Origin of the sequence: Mesorhizobium sp. C416B (assembly GCF_030323165.1) — a bacterium.
GTDB lineage: Bacteria > Pseudomonadota > Alphaproteobacteria > Rhizobiales > Rhizobiaceae > Mesorhizobium.
Genome location: NZ_CP100471.1, coordinates 2,733,906 through 2,755,332 on the forward strand (window position 1 = coordinate 2,733,906; position 21,427 = coordinate 2,755,332).

Annotated in this window: 15 protein-coding genes and 2 pseudogenes; 1 reads left to right on the forward strand and 16 read right to left on the reverse strand. The window is 63.4% G+C overall.

From position 1 onward, the window contains the following. Nucleotides 1–6 precede the first annotated feature (6 nt). The 7 genes and pseudogenes from nifE to NLY43_RS13475 all read right to left on the reverse strand — a co-directional run. Nucleotides 7–1,494 (reverse strand): nitrogenase iron-molybdenum cofactor biosynthesis protein NifE, encoded by a 1,488-nt coding sequence (gene nifE / locus NLY43_RS13445; RefSeq protein ID WP_023712804.1) that lies wholly within the window; start codon nucleotides 1,492–1,494, stop codon nucleotides 7–9. Between the two features lie 56 nt (nucleotides 1,495–1,550). Beyond that, entirely contained in the window at nucleotides 1,551–3,092 is a 1,542-nt protein-coding gene (gene nifK, locus NLY43_RS13450) for a nitrogenase molybdenum-iron protein subunit beta (protein ID WP_023712803.1), read from the reverse strand. Between the two features lie 126 nt (nucleotides 3,093–3,218). Beyond that, nucleotides 3,219–4,721, reverse strand: coding sequence for a nitrogenase molybdenum-iron protein alpha chain (gene nifD / locus NLY43_RS13455; RefSeq protein ID WP_023712802.1), 1,503 nt, complete (start codon nucleotides 4,719–4,721; stop codon nucleotides 3,219–3,221). 98 nt (nucleotides 4,722–4,819) lie between these two features. Further along, complete coding sequence (gene nifH, locus NLY43_RS13460) at nucleotides 4,820–5,713, reverse strand: nitrogenase iron protein (RefSeq protein ID WP_023712801.1); 894 nt, start codon at nucleotides 5,711–5,713, stop codon at nucleotides 4,820–4,822. 472 nt (nucleotides 5,714–6,185) lie between these two features. Then, complete coding sequence (locus NLY43_RS13465) at nucleotides 6,186–7,442, reverse strand: type II toxin-antitoxin system HipA family toxin (protein WP_023715669.1); 1,257 nt, start codon at nucleotides 7,440–7,442, stop codon at nucleotides 6,186–6,188. Next, nucleotides 7,417–7,743, reverse strand: coding sequence for a helix-turn-helix domain-containing protein (locus tag NLY43_RS13470; protein WP_023690557.1), 327 nt, complete (start codon nucleotides 7,741–7,743; stop codon nucleotides 7,417–7,419). Before NLY43_RS13470 ends, NLY43_RS13465 begins: the two co-directional genes overlap by 26 nt. Before the next feature lie 213 nt (nucleotides 7,744–7,956). Next, nucleotides 7,957–8,827 (reverse strand): annotated as a pseudogene (locus NLY43_RS13475) (IS3 family transposase); the annotation flags it as partial. An 863-nt stretch (nucleotides 8,828–9,690) separates the two neighbouring features. Between NLY43_RS13475 and NLY43_RS13480 the strand changes: the two are divergent. Beyond that, nucleotides 9,691–10,401, forward strand: a complete 711-nt coding sequence (locus NLY43_RS13480) for a toll/interleukin-1 receptor domain-containing protein (protein ID WP_023727169.1) — start codon at nucleotides 9,691–9,693, stop codon at nucleotides 10,399–10,401. A 947-nt stretch (nucleotides 10,402–11,348) separates the two neighbouring features. On the opposite strand, the gene fni is transcribed toward NLY43_RS13480, so the two are convergent. From fni to NLY43_RS13520, 9 genes and pseudogenes are all read right to left on the reverse strand, one after another. Continuing rightward, a complete protein-coding gene (gene fni, locus NLY43_RS13485) occupies nucleotides 11,349–12,395 on the reverse strand; it encodes a type 2 isopentenyl-diphosphate Delta-isomerase (RefSeq protein WP_031198378.1) in 1,047 nt (348 codons plus the stop codon). An 85-nt stretch (nucleotides 12,396–12,480) separates the two neighbouring features. Further along, a complete protein-coding gene (locus tag NLY43_RS13490) occupies nucleotides 12,481–13,383 on the reverse strand; it encodes a terpene synthase family protein (protein WP_023702812.1) in 903 nt (300 codons plus the stop codon). Next, on the reverse strand, nucleotides 13,380–14,930 hold the full coding sequence (locus tag NLY43_RS13495) for a hypothetical protein (RefSeq protein WP_023702813.1): 1,551 nt from the start codon (nucleotides 14,928–14,930) through the stop codon (nucleotides 13,380–13,382). Before NLY43_RS13495 ends, NLY43_RS13490 begins: the two co-directional genes overlap by 4 nt. A gap of 145 nt (nucleotides 14,931–15,075) precedes the next feature. Beyond that, complete coding sequence (locus NLY43_RS13500) at nucleotides 15,076–16,065, reverse strand: polyprenyl synthetase family protein (RefSeq protein WP_023715667.1); 990 nt, start codon at nucleotides 16,063–16,065, stop codon at nucleotides 15,076–15,078. A 147-nt stretch (nucleotides 16,066–16,212) separates the two neighbouring features. Next, nucleotides 16,213–17,556 (reverse strand): cytochrome P450, encoded by a 1,344-nt coding sequence (locus NLY43_RS13505; RefSeq protein WP_023702815.1) that lies wholly within the window; start codon nucleotides 17,554–17,556, stop codon nucleotides 16,213–16,215. Further along, nucleotides 17,556–18,398, reverse strand: coding sequence for an SDR family oxidoreductase (locus NLY43_RS13510; RefSeq protein WP_023715666.1), 843 nt, complete (start codon nucleotides 18,396–18,398; stop codon nucleotides 17,556–17,558). Before NLY43_RS13510 ends, NLY43_RS13505 begins: the two co-directional genes overlap by 1 nt. A gap of 168 nt (nucleotides 18,399–18,566) precedes the next feature. Then, a pseudogene (locus tag NLY43_RS32560) lies at nucleotides 18,567–18,710 on the reverse strand (ferredoxin); the annotation flags it as partial. Further along, nucleotides 18,694–19,983 (reverse strand): cytochrome P450, encoded by a 1,290-nt coding sequence (locus NLY43_RS13515; RefSeq protein ID WP_023715665.1) that lies wholly within the window; start codon nucleotides 19,981–19,983, stop codon nucleotides 18,694–18,696. The pseudogene NLY43_RS32560 and the gene NLY43_RS13515, both read right to left, overlap by 17 nt. A 91-nt stretch (nucleotides 19,984–20,074) precedes the next feature. Then, nucleotides 20,075–21,277 (reverse strand): cytochrome P450, encoded by a 1,203-nt coding sequence (locus NLY43_RS13520; RefSeq protein ID WP_023712792.1) that lies wholly within the window; start codon nucleotides 21,275–21,277, stop codon nucleotides 20,075–20,077. Between the last annotated feature and the right edge of the window lie 150 nt (nucleotides 21,278–21,427).

Sequence of the window (21,427 nt, forward strand, 5' to 3'; positions counted from 1 at the left end):
CTTTCCTCAACAATCGCCGAAATTACCGGCCGTCGTGCCGGCGAATTCCTGGACAACATGCAAGGTCGGGGTCTCGCTTTTCGTGCGCGGCCGTTCCTCCCTGGCAGGCTGGCAATCCCATGGTGCCGGCTCCCGCACCTGCGCCCAGATCGGGTTGTGAATGGCGATGTCGATCTGGCGTACGAGTTCCACCATGCCGTCATAGCCGGCGTAAGGGTGTTGGCGCTCCTGGTTGATATCGAGCCATGGTGTCTTGGCCTTCAGGGCGATGAACTGCGTGCGCCCGCCCGACAGCATAATATCGGCCTTGCGTTCTGAGAGCATGGCGTAAAGCTCGCGCGCTGCCATCTGCTCGAATATATGGTTGTCGTCCTTGAGGATCTGCTTGATCCGCTCCTTGTCTTCGACGGTCGACTTCTTGACAGAGGTGCCGACGATCTCGATCCCGATCTCCATCAGCGCATGGACGACCGACCAGGACTTCACGCCGCCGGTGTTGAGCAGCACGCGCTTGCCTGCGAGCCTCGGCCGGTAGGCCGCTAGCTTCTTCCAGGCGATCGCCTCTTCCTCTGCAATCAATACCTCGGTGCGGCCGAGGATCTCCGGATCAGCACCCTGCTTTACGAGCAGCTCAGCGATGTTCCGGAGTGCATCCGAGGTATCGGTGATGCCGTAGAAGGAGCCCTCGAAAAACGGGATGTCCCAGCGCTCGTCCATTTTGCGGGCGAGATTGATGAGCGCGGTCGAGCACACCACCATAGCCGCCCGGGCGCGGTGCGCGCAGGCAATGTCGACGTAACGGGCGTCACCCGGAAAGCAGGCGCGCACCCGGATCCCGAGCCGATCCAGCAGCGGCTTCACCAGCCAGAATTCGCCCGAGAGGTTGAATTCGCCAAGAATGTTGATGTCGTAAGGGCCGGCATCGTCGGGCTCGAGCGTGCCGATGACATGCTCGAGCAACGCCTCGCCGGCAAGCTTGTTGCCGAGATTCTTGGAGCCGACGAAGCCCGGCGCATTGACCGGTACAACCGCCAAGCCGTACTTTTCCGCCGCGCGCTTGCAGACGGCCTCGATGTCGTCGCCGATCAGCGCCGTCACGCAGGTCGGATAAACGAAGATCGCAGGCGGCCCATACGCTTCCTTGATCTCGAGGATCGCTTTGAAAAGCTTCCGCTCGCCCCGCCCCATCACAACATCGAGTTCGGTGAGGTCGGTCGTGAAGCTCGTGCGCCACAGCGTTGGCCCGGACGAAGCCGCACCGCGGTTGTCCCAGGAATTGCCCTCGCAGGCGAGCGGCCCATGGACCAGGTGTGCGACGTCGGTGATCGGCTGCAGTACGATCTTGGCGCCATCGAAGGCACAGCCGCCGGCCGCCGCCCCGGGGGTCAGTGGCTTCGAACAGCCCTCCTTGCGCGCCTTGGCATCCTTGCCGCGGTTCTGCTCGCAGGCGGGCTCGTTGAAGACATCCTGGATTTTGGCTCTGAGCAAGGACATTGCGTCGGTCTCCAAAGTCCCTCGGGAAGACGACCGGCCAAAGCCGACCGTCATGCTTAGCGGGTGAGGTCATACGAGTAGTCCGTCACGCCCGTCTCGCTTGTCTCGCGATCGAGCTTGTCGAAGATCTTGTCGAGGATCGTCGTCAGGACGCGCAATCCGCCTTGGTAGCCCATGAGCGCAAACCGATGGTGATGGTGGCGGTCGAAGATCGGAAACGTCAGCCGGATCAGCGGCGTGCCCGTGTCGCGCTCCAGATACTTGCCATAGGAGTTGCCGATCAGCAGGTCCACCGGCTCGGTGAAGAGCAGCGAGCGCATCGCCCAGAGGTCCTTGCCCGCCCAGACTTGAGCACCGTTGCCGAAGGGCGATGATGCAAGCAGCTCCTTCAACTCCGCTTCCCACGCCGAGGTGCCGTTGGTCGCGAGGCAATGGGTCGGCTCGCCGCCCGTCTCTATGATGAAGCGGGCCATGGCGTAGACAAAGTCCGGATCGCCGTAGATGGCGTATTTTTTACCGTGCAGCCAGGATTGGCTGTCCGCCATGGCGTCGACAAGTCGGCCGCGCTCCAGGCGGAGTGCTTCGGGGATTTGCTTGCCGGAAATCGCGGAGACCTCCATCAGGAAGTCGTCGGTCGCCTGAACTCCGAGCGGGTAATGGAAGGAGGCAGTCGCCTGCCCTACCCCCTCGCAATACTCCAGTGTTTTTCGGGTGTTGTAATGCTGTAGCGAAAGTGTCGCCTCGGCGTTGAGTGCCTTCCTCACGTCTGCGATCTTCGTGCCGCCGTCGTACATGCGGTATTCGCCGTCGGACGGCGTGTCGAACTGGTCAGAGGCGTCTTGGATGAAAGTATAGGACACGCCTATCAGATCGAGCAGGCGCTTGAGTTCCCGGTTGTTGCCAACACAGAAGCCGTCGAAACCCGGAATGACGTTGATGGTCCCCTCGGCTTCCGTTCGCTCCTCGCCTTTCCAGAAATGCTCCAAAATGCCCCTGACCGCAACGTCATAGCCGTCGACATGGCTGCCGACAAAGGCCGGCGTGTGGGCGAAGGGCACGTCGAAGTCGCGCGGGACCGAGCCTTCGTCCTTGGCGTTCTCGATGAAGCTGTGCAGGTCGTCGCCAATGACCTCCGCCATACAAGTGGTCGAGACGGCGATCATCTTCGGGTTGTAAAGTTGGTACGTGTTGGCGAGCCCGTCGACCATGTTCTTCAGGCCGCCGAACACTGCCGCGTCCTCGGTCATCGAGGAGGAAACCGCCGAAGCAGGCTCCTTGAAATGGCGCGAAAGGTGCGAGCGGTAATAGGCCACGCAGCCCTGGCTGCCGTGGACGAAGGACATCGTTCGCTCGAAGCCTGCGGCCGCGAACACCGCGCCGAGCGGCTGGCAGGCCTTGGCGGGGTTCACGACCAGGGCTTGGCGAGCAAGGTTCTTTTCGCGGTATTCCCACGTCTTGGTGAATTCGTATTGGTCGGTAACGATCTGGTCCGGGTGAGGACATTCGAAATTCAGCCTCTTCTCGGCGAGCATCTGCCTGTATTCCGGCTCGCGGAACAGGGGCGCGTGGTCGAGAACTTTTTCAGCCGACTGCGGCATGGGTGGTTACCTCTTTCCATCTGGCCCGCCATACGGCGGCACAGGGACGTCGAAACGTTTTCAGGTCTCCCGCGGACAAGCGGCCACAGGCGTTCGCGGCCTCCCGGCTTCCGGGAAGCCAGGGTTTCATTCGGCTGCGATCGCCGCCGACGGCTCGGCTTTTTTCTTCCAGGGGGCGTCGTAGAGATTCCAGACAGGGTTGTTGATGGCCAGGTCCATATCGCGCGCGAAGATGGCGAAGCCGTCGTAGCCATGATACGGGCCGGAATAATCCCAGGAATGCATTTGACGGAACGGTATGCCCATCTTCTGGACCGGGTACTTTTCTTTGATGCCGGAGCCCACGAGATCGGGACGGATCCCCTCGATGAACTTCTCCAGCTCGTAACCAGTTACGTCGTCATAGATCAGCGTGCCCTTTTTCACGTAGTGGCCGGTGCGCTGATAGTCGTCGTTATGGCCAAATTCATAGCCAGTGCCGACGATCACCATGCCCAGGTCCTCATATGCGGTGACGACGTGACGGGGGCGCAGCCCGCCGACATAGAGCATCACCGTCCTGCCTTCGAGGCGCGGCCGGTACTTGGCTATGACCGCCTCGACCAGCGGCCGGTATTTGGCGATGACCGCCTCGGCCTTTGCCTCGATTTCCGGCCCGAAGTGCTTGGCTATCTTGCGCAGAGAGGCTTCGGTCTGGGAGGGCCCGAAGAAATTGTACTCCATCCAGGCGATGCCATACTTTTCCTCCATGTGCCGGCAGATGTAGTTCATCGACCTATAGCAATGGATGAGATTGAGTTTCGCCTTTGGCGCTCGCTCTATTTCGACCAGGGTAGCGTCGCCCGACCAGTTGCCGACCACGCGCAGACCCATCTCTTCGAGCAGGATGCGCGAAGCCCAGGCGTCGCCGCCGATATTGTAGTCGCCAACCACATTGACATCGTACGGGCCGGCCTCGAACTCGAGGTCCTTCGTCTCGAACACCCAGTCGCGGATCGCGTCGTTGGCGATGTGGTGGCCGAGGGATTGCGAGACGCCGCGGAAGCCCTCGCAGCGCACCGGCACGATTGTCTTTTCGTGCTGCTTGGCCTTGTTGCGGGACACAGCTTCGGTGTCGTCGCCAATCAGGCCGATCGGGCATTCGGATTGCACAGTCATGCCCTTGTTCAGCGGAAAGAGTTCCTCGATCTCGTCGATGATCCGTTCGAGCTTCTTGTCGCCGCCGAAAACAATATCCTTCTCCTGGAAATCGGAGGTGAACTGCATGGTGACGAACGTGTCGATGCCGGTCGTGCCGACGTAGTAGTTGCGGCGCTGAGACCAGGAATATTGCCCGCATCCGACCGGGCCGTGCGAGATATGGACCATATCCTTAACTGGACCCCACACCACGCCTTTCGAGCCGGCATAGGCGCAGCCGCGAATTGTCATCACGCCGGGGATGGACTTGATGTTCGATTTGACCTCGCATTCGGAAAGGACCTCGCTTTCCTCGCCAGCCTCGTCGCCGCTTTTTGCGACGCTGAGGTGCTTTTTGCGGCGCTTCGCCGCCTTGTCAGGATATTGCGACAGCACTTCCTCGATAAGCCTCGCATGGAGGCCACCGTCATTCTCGTATTCCAGGCTCATGGGACCCCTTTCAAGGTTCAGGGTGACGCCTCACCGACGAGGCGCCGTTCTTTGAAAGACGCACCAGATCAGGCGGCGCCTCATGTCGGCAGCGGTCGCTACTGTGCGGCCGCCTTAGCCGTTTCCTTGACCTGAAGCTCGGCAAGCATCTGCTCGTCCGTCTTCATGATGCCGAAGTCGAGCAGCATGTCCTCGAGCTCCTCCATGGTGATCGGGGTCGGGATGGTGCCCTGGCCCGAATTCCCATGGATCTTCTCGGCCAGCGCCCTGTATTCCCCGGCTTGCTTGGAGTCCGGCGCATACTGGATCACAGACATCTTCCTGAGCTCGGCATGCTGGACGATGTTGTCGCGCGGCACGAAGTGGATAAGTTTGGAATTGAGCCTGGAAGCAAGCGCCTCGGCGAGGTCGAGCTCGCGGTCGGTTTGGCGCTCGTTGCAGATCAGGCCGCCGAGCCGCACGCCGCCCGAATGGGCGTATTTCAGGATACCCTTGGCGATGTTGTTGGCGGCATAGAGCGCCATCATCTCGCCGGACATGACGATATAGATTTCCTGGGCCTTGTTCTCTCGGATCGGCATCGCGAAACCGCCACACACCACATCCCCGAGCACGTCGTAGGAGACATAGTCGACGTCGTCGTAGGCGCCGTTCTCCTCGAGGAAGTTGATCGAGGTGATCACGCCGCGGCCGGCGCAGCCGACACCCGGCTCAGGGCCGCCCGACTCCACGCATTTGATTCCTTTGTAGCCGACCTTGAGCACGTCCGCGAGTTCCAGGTCTTCCACCGAACCTTCCTCTGCCGCGAGGTGCAGGACCGTATCCTGCGCCTTCGCGTTCAGGATCAGGCGGGTGGAGTCGGCTTTGGGATCGCAGCCGACGATGAGGATTCTCTGCCCGAGATCGACAAGGGCGGCGAGCGTATTCTGGGAGGTGGTGGACTTGCCGATGCCGCCCTTGCCGTAAAAGGCGATCTGACGCAAACCTGACATGTAGCTTTCCTTCCTTCGTTCCATTCATCGCGGCTGCCGCGACATGAATGCCGGTCGGGCAGCTCTAGCCGCCTCGCACCTAAGGATCTCAAGACTCATGCCAATTTGCCTGATCCAACCGAAGAATAATTTCAGGTTGCTTTTCAGGGGTTTAGCTTGAGTTCCAAGAAAGATCGTCGGAACAGCCCGTGTAGCGGACGCGACATTGGCGACACAAAGCGTCGGATCGCGATCCTCAGTCACCGCATTCGGTTGAACCGCATCGTTGTATTGAGGTGGAGGAACAGCATCTCGACCCTCTGCGGGATGCTGCGAACTCTTCTGTTCCGGCGAGCTGACGTGCTTCGTCTCTCGTGTCCTCGTCGACACTGCGTAGAATCTTGCGCGCGACGGCATACCATCGGTCCGCGGCCACTCATCCGGTCCCACAGGCGGATAGTCCCGCTATATCAGCAACCCGAGGGGTCTCGGCTCACTTGTCGGCACAGGAGTTCAGTACCGGCGTCATCGCCTTCACATGTTCGTCGATCCGCTCGAGCACTTTCGCAGCGACAAGGTCGCGCTCAGGCAGATGCCACCAGTGTTCGTTGACGAGTTTGACCGTCTCGACCACTGCCTTCAGGACTGCCGGCTCCGGAAGCCGTGCACGGTTCGCAAATGCTTTCCATCGCGGTGCTGCTAGCGCCTTAAACGAGCGCTCTCCTCCAAGCGACAGCGCCAAGGCGTCGGCGGGAATGTATGGCACGGTGGACAGGACGTCGTAGATTGGTGCAAGCGCCGGCTTGTCGCCGTTACCCGGATAGATCAAAGACCAATTCTTCAGGTGCATGTCGCCATTGCCGGTGATGACGGTCAGTGCCAGGCGGCGGACGAACTCGAGAGCCGCCGTAGGCGAGACGGCGACACCAAGAGCCAAGGCTATGTCGTGATAAGCAGCCCCCTCATATTTGCGCGACGGGTAGACACCGAAGACCTGAGCGAAATCCTCGATGTGTATCCTCCCGCCACCGGCGCCGCGATCGAAGCGTTTGACGAGAAGGACCTTGCCTTCCGACAGCGTATTGAATTCTTCGGGAACGCCCTCAAAATCGGACTTCTCGACCAGTTCGCATTCAGGAACCTGCATGCCGATTGCTGCTGCCAGCGCCAGGTTGGCGAATTCGTTCTCGGAAACGTCCGGAAAGGCCGTCGACGGGAACTTGGCGATGTACCGGCCCTGCTCGTCGTCCATCGGCAAGGTAAGGCCGCCGCCTTTTCCAATGTTCTTCATGACCGACAGCTTCATCTGCACGCCGGCAAGCGAGAACCGTGCCTTGGGGTGATCCTTTGAGCCATCCTTCGAAACCGTTATCGCGCCGTCACTGGGCAACGCCCGTACGGCTCCCGGCAGATCGGCGCCCAGTGCCGCTAAAAGATCGAAATCATTGCCTGGCCGCACATTGCCTTCGTGATGCCTTTCCATCGCCTCCCGCAATTTCTCCTCCGGCAGGAGGTTCGCGAAGAAAGCGGGCAAGGCGCCTGCCAGAGGCTTTGGATCTTTCCGCAATCCTCCCGTCGCTGCCCGGAACGACAGGCTGAGAACCGGAAAGCCGCCCGTCGCGCGGTAGGCGTCATCGAAGTTGAACGCATTGAAACCGCCCGGCGTCCTGACGATTGTGCCGATCTTCACTGCATTCAAGAGCACGTCCAGTGACGGGATCGTCTTAGGTGCGCGAAAGACTGGAGCCATGATCGTCATCGTCAGGTTGAGAAACAAAGGCGGGTCGATCGTCATCATCATGCGGACGCAATAGAGCCTGGACAGCCGGCACCATGGCTTGCGGAACCAGCATCATTTCCAGACCGAGCGCGCGAGCGATATTCATGAGCGTCGTCGCACGCGCGGCTGCGGCTCCCTTTTCGATGTCGCGATATCGGGGACGGGATATACCCGCCAAATCGGCGACCTGCTCCTGCGTCATCGCAGCGGCCAACCTCGCCTGCCTGAAAAACCCACCGATTTCCCGAAGAATTTCCGATTGAGAGTCCATAACGCAACCTATACGATCTATTCCAATGCGCGATGGTACGCAAAGGTATCTCATCCAGCGAGCAGTCAATGCTTCTATGATCTGTTTACATATCATATGTGAAGAAAATGATATGGAAAGAGTTCAATCTTCCTCTCTCTTTAGCGCCGCGCGGCAACGTCGTTCCTCCGAGAACTGAACCGCACCGGGTTTTCCGGAGGCCGTTTCGTTGAGTCACGCGGCCATGGCTGGGTCATACAGAATGGCGTAGTAGCGTTCCTCGGCTTCGGCCGGCGGAATGTTGCCGATGGCCTCCAGCAGCCGGCGATTGTTGAACCAATCGACCCAATCGAGCTACCGAACTCGACGGCTTCGAAGTTGCGCCATGGTCCGCGTCGATGGATCACCTCGGCCTTGTAAAGGCCGTTGATCGTTTCGGCGAGAGCATTGTCGTAGCTGTCGCCGACGCTGCCTACCGAAGGCTCAACGCCGGCCTCCGCCAGGCGCTCGGTGTATCTGATAGAGTCGTATTGGGCGGCCTCTATCGCTGTGATGGATCAGCCTGCCCCCCTGCACGGGCCGCCGATCATGGAGAGCCTGTTCCAGAGCGTCTAGAACGAAGCTGGCATGCGCCGTCCGGCTCACCCGCCAGCCGACGATCCTTCGCGCATAGGTGTCGATGACAAAGGCGACATAGACGGAGCCCGTCCAGGTCGCGACGCAGGTCAAGTCGGAGACCCACAGCATGTTCGGCGCCGGGGCATGGAACTGGCGATTAACGTGATCGAGAGGGCAAGGTGCGGCCTTGTCGCTCACCGTGGTGCGGATCGGCTTGCCGCGGATGATGCCCTCAAGACCCATGGCCCTCATCAGTGGGCAACCGTGCAGCGGGCGACGTCGAGCCCTCACGCTGTAACTCCCGCCAGACCTTGCGAACGCCGTAGACGCGGAAGTTGGCCTCGAACACGCGTCGGACCTCATCCTTCAAGGCCAGGGCCTCATCCCGCTTCGCCCGAGCCGACAGCCGGGAAGGATCGATGCGCTTGGCGACATGGTCGTGGTAGCTCGACGGGGCGATCGGCAGCACCTTCCAGATCGGCTCGACCCGATGCGGTTGCCACGTCCGAAGGCACGCCGGCGAGCACGGTTCATACAGCTGCTGTGGCCACCGTCCACCGGCTTTTCTTCGTAATAGGCCTAGTGCATGCGTCGCTGCAGACGGCCAACTGAAAGAACATTCAGCCAACGGCTATTTGACCTCGGCGCCGATGCGCTCGACGGTGGTCCTATTAAAGAGACGGGCTGCTTCAGATGCCGCACAGCCTTCATTTAGCTGAGTCGAGTGATTTCGGAGCGCTGATTGGGTTTGTTTCGGACGGCGTCCACCCTTTCGCCCGCGTTCGCGGGCTGCCTTCAACCGGGGCACCGTGGGCATTTTTAGAATAATACCCGCTAAGGTAATTCGAAGTTGTTTGGATTGACCGGTTAGCTCGGATCGGCCTGGAGCGTTCCCGGGTCGGTCAATCTGGTTCCAGAGATAGTCTTTGGTGATGCGATATGAGCCAAGGAGCGGTGCGACCTGGGAGAGCAATTCGACGGAATATCGATGCCCTGGCCTGGACATAACCGACAGGGGCTGAGATGACGGTAAGCGCGTAGGCTAGGCCCCGTGTCAGCATCACCAAAGCTGATAACCCTTGGACGGCTCGCAGCGTCGGGGACGACTACGGGGTGGCGACAAGGCGCAGCTTGAGGTGCCCAGACCGGCGCTTGAGAAGGCTCTAACTCAGGCTGGCTAGACCTCCGACCCGACAAGCTAACACAAAGACGCAACGCCCCGTTCGAGTTTATTGCTGGCAACAAGCCGGCTCCCCAATTAGAGGATTTCCCGGCTTAATTTCCAGCGTCGACTTGACTGCAAAAGACTTTCGCTGGAAGTGTCGACCTAGATTCGGGGGGCTCCATAAAATGGCAAGCAAGGCAAAATCGCGGAAGCGCGTTGGAACTCTAGAAGACCGGTTTATGGACGCCGTTAGAGAATTGTCGGGGGGCGGAAAAGTGAGCGTTAAGAACGCAGCCCTTTTCAATAAACTGGGTTGGATAGAAGAACGTTACACGACAACTAAGGACCGCCTGAGGAAGAATGGACTGATAAGAGGAGGTCCCGGTGGGACTATGTCCCTCCCCCAAAATGCGGCTAGCCCCAGTCCCAAGCCTCTCAAGGCGTTTATCTCCTACTCGCATGCAGATGCGGCTATCAAGGTTGACCTTCTAAAGCACCTTACGCCGCTGAGCCGACTTGGTCTTGTCGAGGCTTGGCACGATGGCGAAATCGAGACTGGCGACAAATGGGCGGACGCCATCAAGGGCAATCTAGAGAGCGCCGACATTATCATCCTCCTGATAAGCGTTGACTTTATCAACTCGCGTTATTGCAACCAGATTGAGCTAACTCACGCGATGGAGAGAGAGGCCAACAACACGACGGTTGTTATTCCAGTGATCGCGAGAAATTGCCTGTGGCAGGAAGAGCTCTTCGGGTCTTTTCAGGCGACCCTCAAGGGTACATCGATCGCAAGTTTCAAGGACCGCGACGAAGCTCTGACTTTGGTCGCGGCAGATATCAAGGAAAAAGCCCTTTCCATGCTTGCCAAAAAGAACGGGGTTGCTCCTTCCTAGATGTGCAATCTGCACAACATCACCACGTCGCAAGAAGCCATACGCCAGTGCACCAGGGCTCTGCGCGACCATCTCAGGCAACCTGAACCGTCCATCGACATCTACCCCAACCAGCCCCCAACCAGCCCGGTCCGGTGGTCCGCAATGCGGCAGACGGGCAACGTGAAGTCGCCAACCTGATTTGGGGAATGCCGACACCGCTCGAACGGGTCAAGGGCAAGGCCGACTACGGCACGACCAATATCCGCAACCCACAATACGGCCATTGGCAGCAGTACCGTTGGGGTTGAGCATCGCTGTGTGGTGCCTGTGACGAGTTTCTCGGAGCCCAGCCCAACACCCGGCATTCCATCTCGGCCTCGAGCACCTCCTGCATCACCGCACGGAGAACTTCGTGCAATCCATCCGGGTTCGAAAGCAAAATGTCTTTGACAGCAAGCGCCGGCGGTCTTAGTCAGTCTTGGTCACGGTGGCGTTCCTTCGCGGGAAATCAGGTGACGTGAACAATCACCAGCCTGCCATGACCGCCCCCTCTCAGCGAATTTGCAGAACTCTCAGCACACTACCGGGGCAGATGTGGATCGGTGCCTAATTGGCGTAACGCCAAGCAAACACAAGGGATTGAGGCTGGCTTACCTTCTCCGTTGCTTGCAGGAATACTCCTTCATTGCAATGGATTTGCGCCATCTGCTCCTGCCGGTCTCCCGCCGCACCTGGTGTTCCGGCCCTTTCAGGGGCTCGGCTCGATCGGCGTGACCACCCTGATCAAGCATCGACATAGCCGTCGAATACCGCTTTACTCTCGGCTGTCCAGTCGGGCGTGGCGGGGCGCTTCCCTGATGACGAAGCAGCACCCGAACAAGCCCGTGACCAGCGTGTCCCCGCTTCCGAGACTTTCTCACTCAGTAAGGCTATGCGCCCGCCGCCACCTGCGGGCTACGCCGGCATCAACCGGCGGGCAGATGGGCCGAGGGCAATAAGCGGGCCTGGCGCAACGCCCCCAGATCAGCCGAGCCGGTGCAGAAGCAGGCGACGGCCAACTGGCGGATGACGATCTCGAAATGCGCGACAACTGCCTCGGTGGATACCGTAGCCGCGCGCAGCACGCCGGCTGCCTGCCCGGCGATGTCCGCGCCGAGGCGGATAGCCTTGGCTACGTCGACGCCGTCGCTGATCCCGCCCGACGCGATCAGCTTCACCGCTGGCAGCGCCCGACGTACCGCCTGCACGCTGGCCGGGGTCGCAATCCCCCAATCGGCGAACGCCATCGCCACTGCGCGGTCGGCGGCATCGCGGGCGCGCTCGCCCTCCACCGCGGCCCAACTGGTGCCGCCGGCGCCGGCGACATCGATCACCGCCACGCCCGCCTGAACGAGCGCACAAGCCACCGAGGGAGAGAGGCCCGACCCCACTTCCTTGGCCACGACCGGCACGCCGACGCTACGTGCGGCGCGAGCGATCTGGGCCAGGACGCCGCGCCAGTCGCGGTCGCCCTCCGGCTGTACCGCTTCCTGCAGCGGATTGAGATGGACGATGAGTCCATCGGCCTCCAGTGCATCCACCGCCCGGCGGGCAAGGTCCAGGCCGTCGGGCTGGCGCAGTTGCGCGGCGCCGATATTGGCCAGCAAGGGAACGTCTGGGGCGAGGCGGCGCAGCGCGCGCGTCAGCCCCTGGGAGTTGCGGGATTGCAGGCTCACGCGCTGCGAACCGACGCACATGGCGATCCCCAAGGCTTGCGCTGCCTCGCTCAGATGCCGGTTAATGGCCTCGGCGCGTGGCATGCCGCCGGTCATGGAGCTGATCAGCAGAGGCGCGCGCATGGTCTTGCCCAGCAGCGAGGCGCTGAGGTCGATCTGCGTCAGATCCAACTCGGGCAATGCGCAGTGTTCGAAGCGAATGTACTCCCAGCCGGCGGCCTTGGCCCGTGCCGTTCGACTATCCAGCACGATGTCCAGGTGGTCGTCCTTGCGCCGGCTCAGGTTGGTGTCGCTGATGCTCGCTCCATCCGCCGCATCGGGCGACGGCGTTGCGTCGGATCGGACCGACGGGAGCGCGCGCAAGCCGCCGCTTCCCGCGCGTTCAGGCCGGCGCACGCTGGCCTCCCTCCGCAGCGTCGCTGCGGTAGCGGCTGGTTGAGGTCTCGTAGTACTGCGCTCGGATGGCCGCCATGGCGTCGATCAACGGTCCCCACGGCGCGGGAAAGCGTTCTTGCGCCATCACCCGGTGCAGCATGCGCGTATGGCCGGCCAGCTCGTCGTTGAGGAACTCCACCACAGGCATAGCCGGATAGCGCTGCAGCAGCAGGATCGCCGCGTTAACTCCCTCGCCGGCCGACCTATCCTTTTCGCGTCCATGCAGATCGTTCTGCAAGCGCCCTATCGCGGAGATGAGCCGCAGGACCTGGCGAAACGCCGGATGCGCGCGCAAGGTCGCCATGTCCAGCCCCCACAGCAACGACAGGCAACAGAACACGTTCGTGTAGGCGATCGAGTCCACGCCGTTCTGCAAGTACTCGGCGTAGGACCATCGCTCCGCCCCTGCCGCCTGCGCGTGTTCGGCACGCAGCGCCGCGCAGTAGCACCGGGTATCCTCGAGAAGCTGGGCATAGTCGCGACGATCGTAGGCGAGCGCGGCGAGCGAAGCGCGCAGCACGGCACAGCCCTCGAATCCGGGGAGCGCGCACGGCACGCCCTGCCCCAGCGCCTGCTCCACCGCGGCGAGCTGCTCCGGCGCGATCAGGTCAAGGTCGTTGCAATCGTCCAGCCAGAACAGCAGCGCCAGTTCGCGATAGAACGCCACGATCAGCGTCTCGTCCAGCGGGTCGCGGCCGGTGCGGGCGCTGGTGTCGCGCAGGCTCGGCTGGATGCGCTGCAGGATGTACTGGCCGCCCCGGACTGCTTCCACGCCATGCTCGTCGGCGAACCCGGTCAGGGAACGCCCCCACTCCAGCACCTGTTGCAGCGCGCGATGGGTCGGGATCATGGCCCCGCTCCTGCTCCCTCGGCCGAGACGCGCCGCCCCCAACGAAGCGCCAGCCACAACCCGGCGAGTTCGGCCACGCGCACCACCCGGGTGGGGCAATACAGTTCCTTGCCGATCCACAGCGGTGTCTGGGGCAGTGAGTGCGCTGCGTGGCGGGCGAGCATCCACTTCAGCGCACCCGCCACCGCCTGCGCGATGCGCCGGCGTCCTGCCGGCTCTTCGCTCCCGTCCATCACGTGCAACGCGAACAGCGCATAGGCGGTTTCCTCGAATGTGGACGCGCGACCGGCGCCCCAGCCGCCGTCATCGCGCTGCGCCTGCAGCAGCGCTGTCAGCGCGCGCTCCTCGCGCCACTGGGGCTTGCCTTGCGCGAGCGCAGCAATCGCATGCGCGGTGGGATATAGCCACGAAACGTGCCATTTTTCGTTGTCCCATAGACCGTGCGGGTTGCGATTGGCCTCGACGTAGGCGCTGGTGCCGGCGGCGGGCTTTCCCAACATTCGCAACGCATGCAGGGCATGGATGTTGGTCGACACCGAGGCATTGCGCTCACCGGGGAAGGTGACGAAGAGCTCGCCGGTTTCGAACTGGCGCAAGGCGTCGGCCGCCGGGTCGCGGCCTGCAAGGCGAAGGACGCACAACGCAACGGCGGTGTCGTCCGCATCGGCCGCGAAGTGCAAGGCAGGGCCCAGACCGCGCACGCCCAGGCGGGCGTCGAGCTGCGCGATGATCACTTGCACCGCCTGGGCGAGCGCGGGATGCGCGAACAGACCGGCCAGATGCAGGGTGTACAGCGACCAGCATGGCTCGAACACATTGATTGGCCAGACGTTGGGAACGACACCTTCGATGCCGGTGCGCGTCGCCCGCGATGCCGCCTGCAGATACCCGCCCGTGCGCCCGACGTGCGGCGTTCTTCCCTGTGTGACGGCGTGCGCACGCCACGCGGCGGTGGCCGCCGGACTGATGCCGATGCTGCCGTCGTCGTCCGGGCATGCGGTGGCCGGCGACGTCCCCCAGGCTTCCCAGGAGTGCAGCAACGGATGGCCGCTCGGCAACGTCGCCACAGCCCCCAGCTTGAACAGGCGTGCTTGCCGCAACGGCAACAGCGCCGCGTGGCGCGAAAACGACAAGCCGCCCAGCAAGGATGCGGCCTCGTCGCACAACTGCGGCAGGATCAGCTCCGCGCCGATGGGCGCGTCTTCCGGCACCGCATGCGCGTAGGGATCGGGCTGGCGCTCGATGAACCGGGTTGCAGCCTGGACTGCGTCGGCAGCCCCGGGAAGAGGATCGGCATGCTGCAATGCCAGCAGCGCCGCCCACGTAGGCGCATGGCGAAACAGCGGGAAGTCCGCACTTCCCCATCCGCCATCGGCCTGTTGCTGCGCGATGAGCCAGGTGTACGCGTCCTGCCGACCGGTGACGTTGCCGTGGAACTGCAGAGCTCGCGCCGTGTCGTAGATGGACGGGCCGACGCTGCCGCCGTCGCTCATCTCGTTCAGCAGGTGGCGCAATTCGGAAAGGATCTGTTCGGACAGCGCGTTCACGCGGGATGTTCCTTCTGCAGAGGGCTAACGAGAACAGAAACGGGCAGACGCCGCGCACGTCGCCGCCGACACGGACACAGTGCAGCATGCAGCGCCCGCCGGCCGATCGCACCAGCACAGGGGCGAGTACTTACGGATGGGGCGCTCATGCGTATGGCGCGGACAGATAGACGTTGGCCCGCTGCAGCATCTGAGCCAGCCCTTCCGCACGCGGCCCCAGAGGGGCGATGGCCTCCCCGGCGTCGTGCAACAAATACAGCGCGAACTGGCGCGCTGCCTGCAGCCCCATGATTGACGCGCAGGTCGGCTTCTGCGCCGCCGCGTCCTTGCCGGGGGTCTTGCCAAGAGTCGCGGTATCCGCCGTCGCGTCGAGAATGTCGTCGGCCACCTGCAACGCCAGGCCAAAACAGGCGGTGTATCGATCGAGCGCACAGTAAAGCGTAGCGTGCGCGGCATCCTCCGTGATGGAGTATAGCGCGCCCATGCGAACCGACGCGCGCACTAGCGCTCCGGTTTTCATCCGGTGCATCGCTAGGATCCTGTCCAGCCCGGCGTGCTTTCCGACCAGGGACAGATCCATTGCCTGTCCGCCTGCGGCACCCTCGGCGGACACCGCCTGCGCTAGTTCGCGCACGAGCGCGATACGGTTGTCGCCCGGCGCATCCAGGCTCGTCAGGGTCAGGAAGGCGTGGGCCTGCAGCGCATCGCCGACCAGGATCGCAGTGGCTTCGCCGAACTTTACGTGCACGGTCGGAAGGCCGCGGCGAAGCACGTCGTCATCCATCGCGGGCAGGTCGTCGTGGACCAGGGTACAGGCGTGCATCATCTCGATCGCGGCACCGACGTCGTCGAGCATGGGCGCCGGCGTGCCCGCCAGTGCGCCGGCAGCCAGACAGAGCAAGGCGCGGGTGCGCTTCCCGCCATGCAAGGTGGCGTAGCGCATGGCCGCCATCAGCTCTGTCTTACCGTCGTCTTTGGCGCAGAGCAGACGCCCCAGAGCCTGTTCGACCCGCTTTGCGCCGTCGTGCATCCAGATCTCCGGGAGCAGCCCGCCAGAGGCGCCGCGCGCCTGCGCGCCCAATCCGCCGAATGTGGAAACGCCAATTCGGTCGCGTGGAGTGGAACCGGTCTGCATGTTGTTGATGTCCTTGTAGCTGAGATGGCCACGGCGAGCGCAAGTCGTCACGGTGTTGCCGGCGTCACACGAGTGCGTGCGCTGAGTGCAGCAATGCCGCGCCCCGCCGGCGCCGCTGCCTTGCCACACAGGGCATGCGATGCCAGCTCATGAGAAGCCTATGCGGATTGCCATGGACGGATGTGCGGTCGGGTAATAGCGCCGGCCTTTTTCGACGTCGCTCAGCAACTGCGGCCGCACCCCGGCCTTGTGCATGATCAGCGCCAAGGCGATGCAGAACTGCACCATTTCCAGCCATACCAGGTGGTAGCCGATGCAGACGTGTGGGCCGGTACCGAACTGCAGCATGTCCACGGGCCGGATCGGTTCTGTGCGTAGCAGCCACCGCGCCAGGCGGAACTGATCAGGCGCCTCGTGCAGCAGCACCGAGGTCGAGAAATGCAGCAGCGGAATGCATAGGTGGGTGCCCGCGGGAATGCGCCGTTGGCCGAGTTGCAATTCCTGCAGCGCGCGACGCGGCAGGAGCGTGGTCGCCGGATGCAGGCGCAGTGTCTCGCGGAACAGCGCCTCGGCGACCGGACACTGCGCCAGGTCCGCGTGCCGGGTTGGCACCGCGCCCACGCGTTGCGCCTCCTCAACCAGGGCGTCCCACAGCAGAGGCTGCCGCGCCAGCTCTATTACAATCCAGGCCATCGTCGAGGCAGTGGTGTCGTGACCGGCAAGCAGCAGCAAGCGAATATTCGCGACCAGGACGTCATCGGAGAGCGGACCGTCGCTGCGGTCGAAGGCGCTCACCATGTCGTTGATCAACCCGGTGCGCGCGGCATGCGCGCGCGCGTCGCGGACGAACTGGCGCAACTGCGCGTCGATCCAGTCGCGGGCGGCGCGGCCGCGCCGCAAAGGCAGTCCGGGCAGGTCGACCGGTGGCGCGACGATCAACTGCAGCAATTGCCGGTACTTGCGATGCCATCCCGGCAGGTCCTGCGCGGGGATTCCCATGAGGCTGAAGATGAGCTTCATCATCAGGTCGCCGGTTTCGCGCAGGATGGGTACCTCGCCGCGAGCGCGCCATGCCTGCACCCGCGCCCGGATGACGGGCGCGAACAGGTCGCCGATCCCGGCCTGGGTCAGCCCCTTGGGCAAGAACGCTGCCTTGATGGCATCGCGCGCCTGCCGGTGCGCGCCGCCGTCCAGGGCAACCAACGTTCCGCCAAGCAATTCGGGCGCGATCTCTTCGATCAGCGCCGAGGACACGTCCTTGTGCTTGAGCAGTGCGAATGCATCCGGATCCACGCAGGTCATCAGATGTCCGGCAGGGCCGAAATCCAGCCAGAAGTGGCTGCCCAGCGTCCGTTCTGCGCGCTCCAGCAGGCGCGGCAGGTCGCAGACAATGGCAGGAAGATGCCCGACCAGGGGGAAAGCGCCAGGCATGACCGGGATGTCGCATCGCAGCCGGTGCCGACGGTTGAGTGGGTTGAGCAGCATGTCCATCAGCAGCGCGCCGCCGCCGCCGATCCGGTGTCGCCGGCAGGGCGCGCGGCGCAGCTGTTGCCACCGTCGGCGTATGTCGGCACATGCGCCAGCATGCCGCCATCGATGCACACGACCTGGCCGGTGATGAACGCAGCATCGTCGGAGAGCAGGAACGCCACCAGCGCGGCAACGTCCTCGGGACGGCCGACGCGCGGCAGGAGCTGGTGCCGACGCAGATGGCGTTGCATGCACTCGTCCAGCTTGGCGAGGAGACGCTCGGTCATGATAAGACCCGGCGCAACCGCGTTGCAGCGGATCTGAGAGTGACCGTACTGGGTTGCGAGCGAGGCCGACAGCATGTTAATCGCTGCCTTCGACGCGGCGTAGGACGTCTGCGCCGTGTCACCGCTGAGCCCCTGGCACGACGACATGTTGACGATCGCGCCACCGCCGCGGGCGATCATCCGTGGGATGGCCTGCCGGCAGCAGAGCAGCGTGCCGCGCAGATTGGTCGCCATGGTCTGGTCCCATACCGCCAGGTCCAGCTCGAGGATGGCGCGGTCGCGCGGGGTCAGATGCACGGCGCTCGCATTGTTCACCAGCAGGTCGACCCCCCCGAAGTGCCGCTCCGCCGTCTCGAACAGCGCTGCCACCGCCTGCTCATCAGCGATATCCATGGCTATGGGCAGCGCGTGGCCTGCTTCGGCCGCGATCTGCGCAGTGCAGGCGATGGCCGCCGAGCCATCAATGTCGGCCACCACCACTCTGCCGCCCCCGCGCGCGATGGCGAGAGCGCATGCCTTGCCGATGCCGGCGCCGGCGCCGGTCACCACGGCCACCTTGCCTTCAAACCGTCCCATCGTGTCTCCTGAATTGCATTGGTCTTTCGCAGCATGCCGCTCGGCCTCCACCGGAGAGGGCGCAGGGTCGGCGCTGGCGCGCTCGTCATGGCCAGCGTCGCTTTCGATGACACGAATGGCGGCGACCGGGCACTGGTTGGCCGCAAGCCGCACGGCGGCGTGCAGCGCCTGCGGGACCGTCGCCACGCACACTTCGGCCACGCCGTCCGGTTCGCGCTGGCGAAAGGTGCCCGGCAGCGTCAGCACGCACTGCCCGGTCGTTCCGCACAGATCCTGATCGACCACGACGCGCATCTCAGCCCTCCTGCCCATGCAGCCGTACCGGCAGCGCGCGGAATGTCCTAAGGAACGCGGAGGGCTCCCGGGTCGGCTGCTCGGCCAATGCCAGCGTGGGGAAGCGCGCCTGGATCCGCGGCAGGCTCTCGGCCAACTGCACCCGGGCCAGTTGCGCACCAAGGCAGAAGTGGATCCCATGGCCGAAGGTCAGCATGATCTTCCCGTCGATCGACATGCCAGGACTGGTGCCGTAGAACCGCACGGGATCGAAGCGATCGGGATCGGCGAAGGCGTCCGGGTCGCGATTGCCGGCGGCGATCAGCACGCGCACGTCCGCGTTCTTCGGGATCACCACGCCGCCCAGTTCGATGTCGCGCTGGGCGATACGCGGAATGGAGCTGAACATCGCGGGCGCGTCGTAGCGCAGAGCTTCTTCGACGAATGCCTTCACCCCCACGGCATCTCCCTTCAGCCAATGCCGCTGTTCGGGATACGCCAGCATCGCCAGGACCGCATGGCCGATGGCCGCGGCAGTGGTGGCGAAGCCGCCCAGCAGCATGCCCCACAGCATGCTGATCAATTCCGCATCCGACAGTATCTCGGCATCGCCGTCGTGTGCGCCGACCAGCATTGACACGATGTCGTGGCTGGAATCGGTGCGCTTGCGCTGTATGAGGTCGCCGAAGTAGGCCTGCACCCTGGCGCTGGCCGCGTCGCCCGCGGCGAGTTGGGGATCGCTGGCGTGCGGGCTCAGGCCTTCCAGAATGGCGCTGATGCCGGCGACGAGCCCGAACATGTCGTCCCGGGGCATGCCGAACAGTTCGCCGAAAACCAGCATGGGCAAGGCCAGCGCGAATTCCCGATGCAGGTCCACCGCATCCCCGCGCTCCAGCGCGGGCGCCATGCCGTCCAGGCGCGCTGCGACAATGCGAGCGATGGTCGGCCTCAGGTTGTCGATCTGGCCGATGGTGAAATCGCGCGAGATCAGCCGGCGCAGACGCGTATGCGTTGGTGGTTCCTTCATCGCTAAAGTGGACGCCAGCAAACTTAGCGACAGGCTGGTCGCCGCACGCGGGAAATAGCGCGCCAGTTCGCCCGGCGCCGGTCCCCGAAAAGCATCGCCCGTGGCCTTGAGCGCCCAGTAGATGTCGGCGTGACGGCTCAACAGAAAGAGGCCCGACGCCGCGCGATGTACCGGATCGTGCTCGCGCAACCACCGCATGAATGGGTACGGGTCCTGAATGCACCCTGGCGACGCCAGTTCGGCGAAGGCGTCCCGGCATGCTGCCGTGGTTTCTTGCACGTCCATCTTGGTCACCTGTTGGTTGGCTGATCTGATCGGCGCGCGGCAGGGGCGCCGGCAATTCGAGGACATCGCGATTCCTCGTGGCGTCCGCGCATCACCAGAGCACCGGGAACTCCACGAACCCGCCAGTGATGATCTCCTTGCGCAACTCCAGTTCTTCGGGCGCCACCGCCAGGTGCAGCGCGGGAAAGCACTGGAAGATCGAACCGAACACCGCTTTTAGTTCCAGCCTGGCTAGCGCCAAGCCGATGCAGCTGTGCGGCCCGTAGGAGAACGCCAGGTGCGGGTTTTCGTCACGTCCGATGTCGAAGATTTCCGGGTCGTCGAAATGGCGCGGATCGAACGACGTCGCCGGCAGGCCGACCAGCACCTTGCTCTCTGCGGGAACATGCACGCCCGCGATGGTCACGTCGGTCCTCGGATAGCGCATGATGCCGTCCCAGCCGGCGCCCGGCGGGTACATGCGCAGGATTTCCTCCACGGCCTTGTCCACCAGGGATGGATCGCCCACCAGGCGTTCGCGCTGTTGCGGATGGCGGAACATGGCCAGCAGGCCAAATTCGATCTGTGCCACGGTGCTCTCGTGCCCCGCCACCAGCATGCCTGCCGCCAGGCCGATCGCCTCTTCCTCGGTCGCCTTGCCCTGGTCGACCGCCGCGAGCAGATCCGTCAGCACGTTGTCGCCCGGATCCTGGCGCTTGTCCCGCATCTTGCCGCGAATGTAGGCGCGGAGTTCTTCCCAGGCCAAGCGCGACGCGCTTCGCGGGCCGCTTTCATGCTGGTGCGTCATCACCTCGTCGGACAGCCCTGCAAAAAAGGCGTGATCCTCGTAGAGCACGCCCATCAGCGCGCCAATGACCATCGCAGGAAGCGGAAAGGAGAGGTGGCGCCGCAGATCGGCGGGCTGGGGCTGGGCCGCCAGCGTCTCGAACAACTGCGCGGCGATCGCCTCCACCTGCTGCGCGAGCTGCTTCAACCTGCCGTTGCTGAAGGCCGGCGCCACGATCGTGCGTAGCCGCGTATGCTCGCCCCCCTCGTGCGAGACCAGCCATCCTGGCGAACCGAGAATCACCGAATCCGGGGTGAATGCCGCCGGCGGCATTCCCGCGGGCCGGAACGCCGCGTCGGTCAATACCGCCTTGGCCTCGTCATAGCCTGTGACCCACCAGCCTTCGTGCCCGGACGGGAAGCGCACGTGGTGGATCGGACCATTGGCGCGTAGCGCCAACATCTCGGGGGATGGCTCAATGTGATCGACGCGCCACATCGGCAGCGTCGGCAAGGGTTGTTCGGACATGGTGGCACTTCACTCTATAGCGAGGGCGGAAGGTGACCGGCGGGCGCTGCGGTAGAGAAGACCTAAGACGGCATGTAGACGACGTCGTCGGAAGGCAGACCGATTATCAGGATCGGCTAACGCTTAACTGCCTAGGCAAACGCGCGGCGA

Bases quoted from the DNA above. Each gene is read 5' to 3' on its own strand.
- nifE (WP_023712804.1), bottom strand. From the start codon at position 1,494: ATGTCCTTGCTCAGAGCCAAAATCCAGGATGTCTTCAACGAGCCCGCC.
- nifK (WP_023712803.1), bottom strand. From the start codon at position 3,092: ATGCCGCAGTCGGCTGAAAAAGTTCTCGACCACGCGCCCCTGTTCCGC.
- nifD (WP_023712802.1), bottom strand. From the start codon at position 4,721: ATGAGCCTGGAATACGAGAATGACGGTGGCCTCCATGCGAGGCTTATC.
- nifH (WP_023712801.1), bottom strand. From the start codon at position 5,713: ATGTCAGGTTTGCGTCAGATCGCCTTTTACGGCAAGGGCGGCATCGGC.
- NLY43_RS13465 (WP_023715669.1), bottom strand. From the start codon at position 7,442: ATGGCTCCAGTCTTTCGCGCACCTAAGACGATCCCGTCACTGGACGTG.
- NLY43_RS13470 (WP_023690557.1), bottom strand. From the start codon at position 7,743: ATGGACTCTCAATCGGAAATTCTTCGGGAAATCGGTGGGTTTTTCAGG.
- NLY43_RS13480 (WP_023727169.1), top strand. From the start codon at position 9,691: ATGGCAAGCAAGGCAAAATCGCGGAAGCGCGTTGGAACTCTAGAAGAC.
- NLY43_RS13490 (WP_023702812.1), bottom strand. From the start codon at position 13,383: ATGATCCCGACCCATCGCGCGCTGCAACAGGTGCTGGAGTGGGGGCGT.
- NLY43_RS13500 (WP_023715667.1), bottom strand. From the start codon at position 16,065: ATGCAGACCGGTTCCACTCCACGCGACCGAATTGGCGTTTCCACATTC.
- NLY43_RS13505 (WP_023702815.1), bottom strand. From the start codon at position 17,556: ATGGACATGCTGCTCAACCCACTCAACCGTCGGCACCGGCTGCGATGC.
- NLY43_RS13510 (WP_023715666.1), bottom strand. From the start codon at position 18,398: ATGGGACGGTTTGAAGGCAAGGTGGCCGTGGTGACCGGCGCCGGCGCC.
- NLY43_RS13515 (WP_023715665.1), bottom strand. From the start codon at position 19,983: ATGGACGTGCAAGAAACCACGGCAGCATGCCGGGACGCCTTCGCCGAA.
- NLY43_RS13520 (WP_023712792.1), bottom strand. From the start codon at position 21,277: ATGTCCGAACAACCCTTGCCGACGCTGCCGATGTGGCGCGTCGATCAC.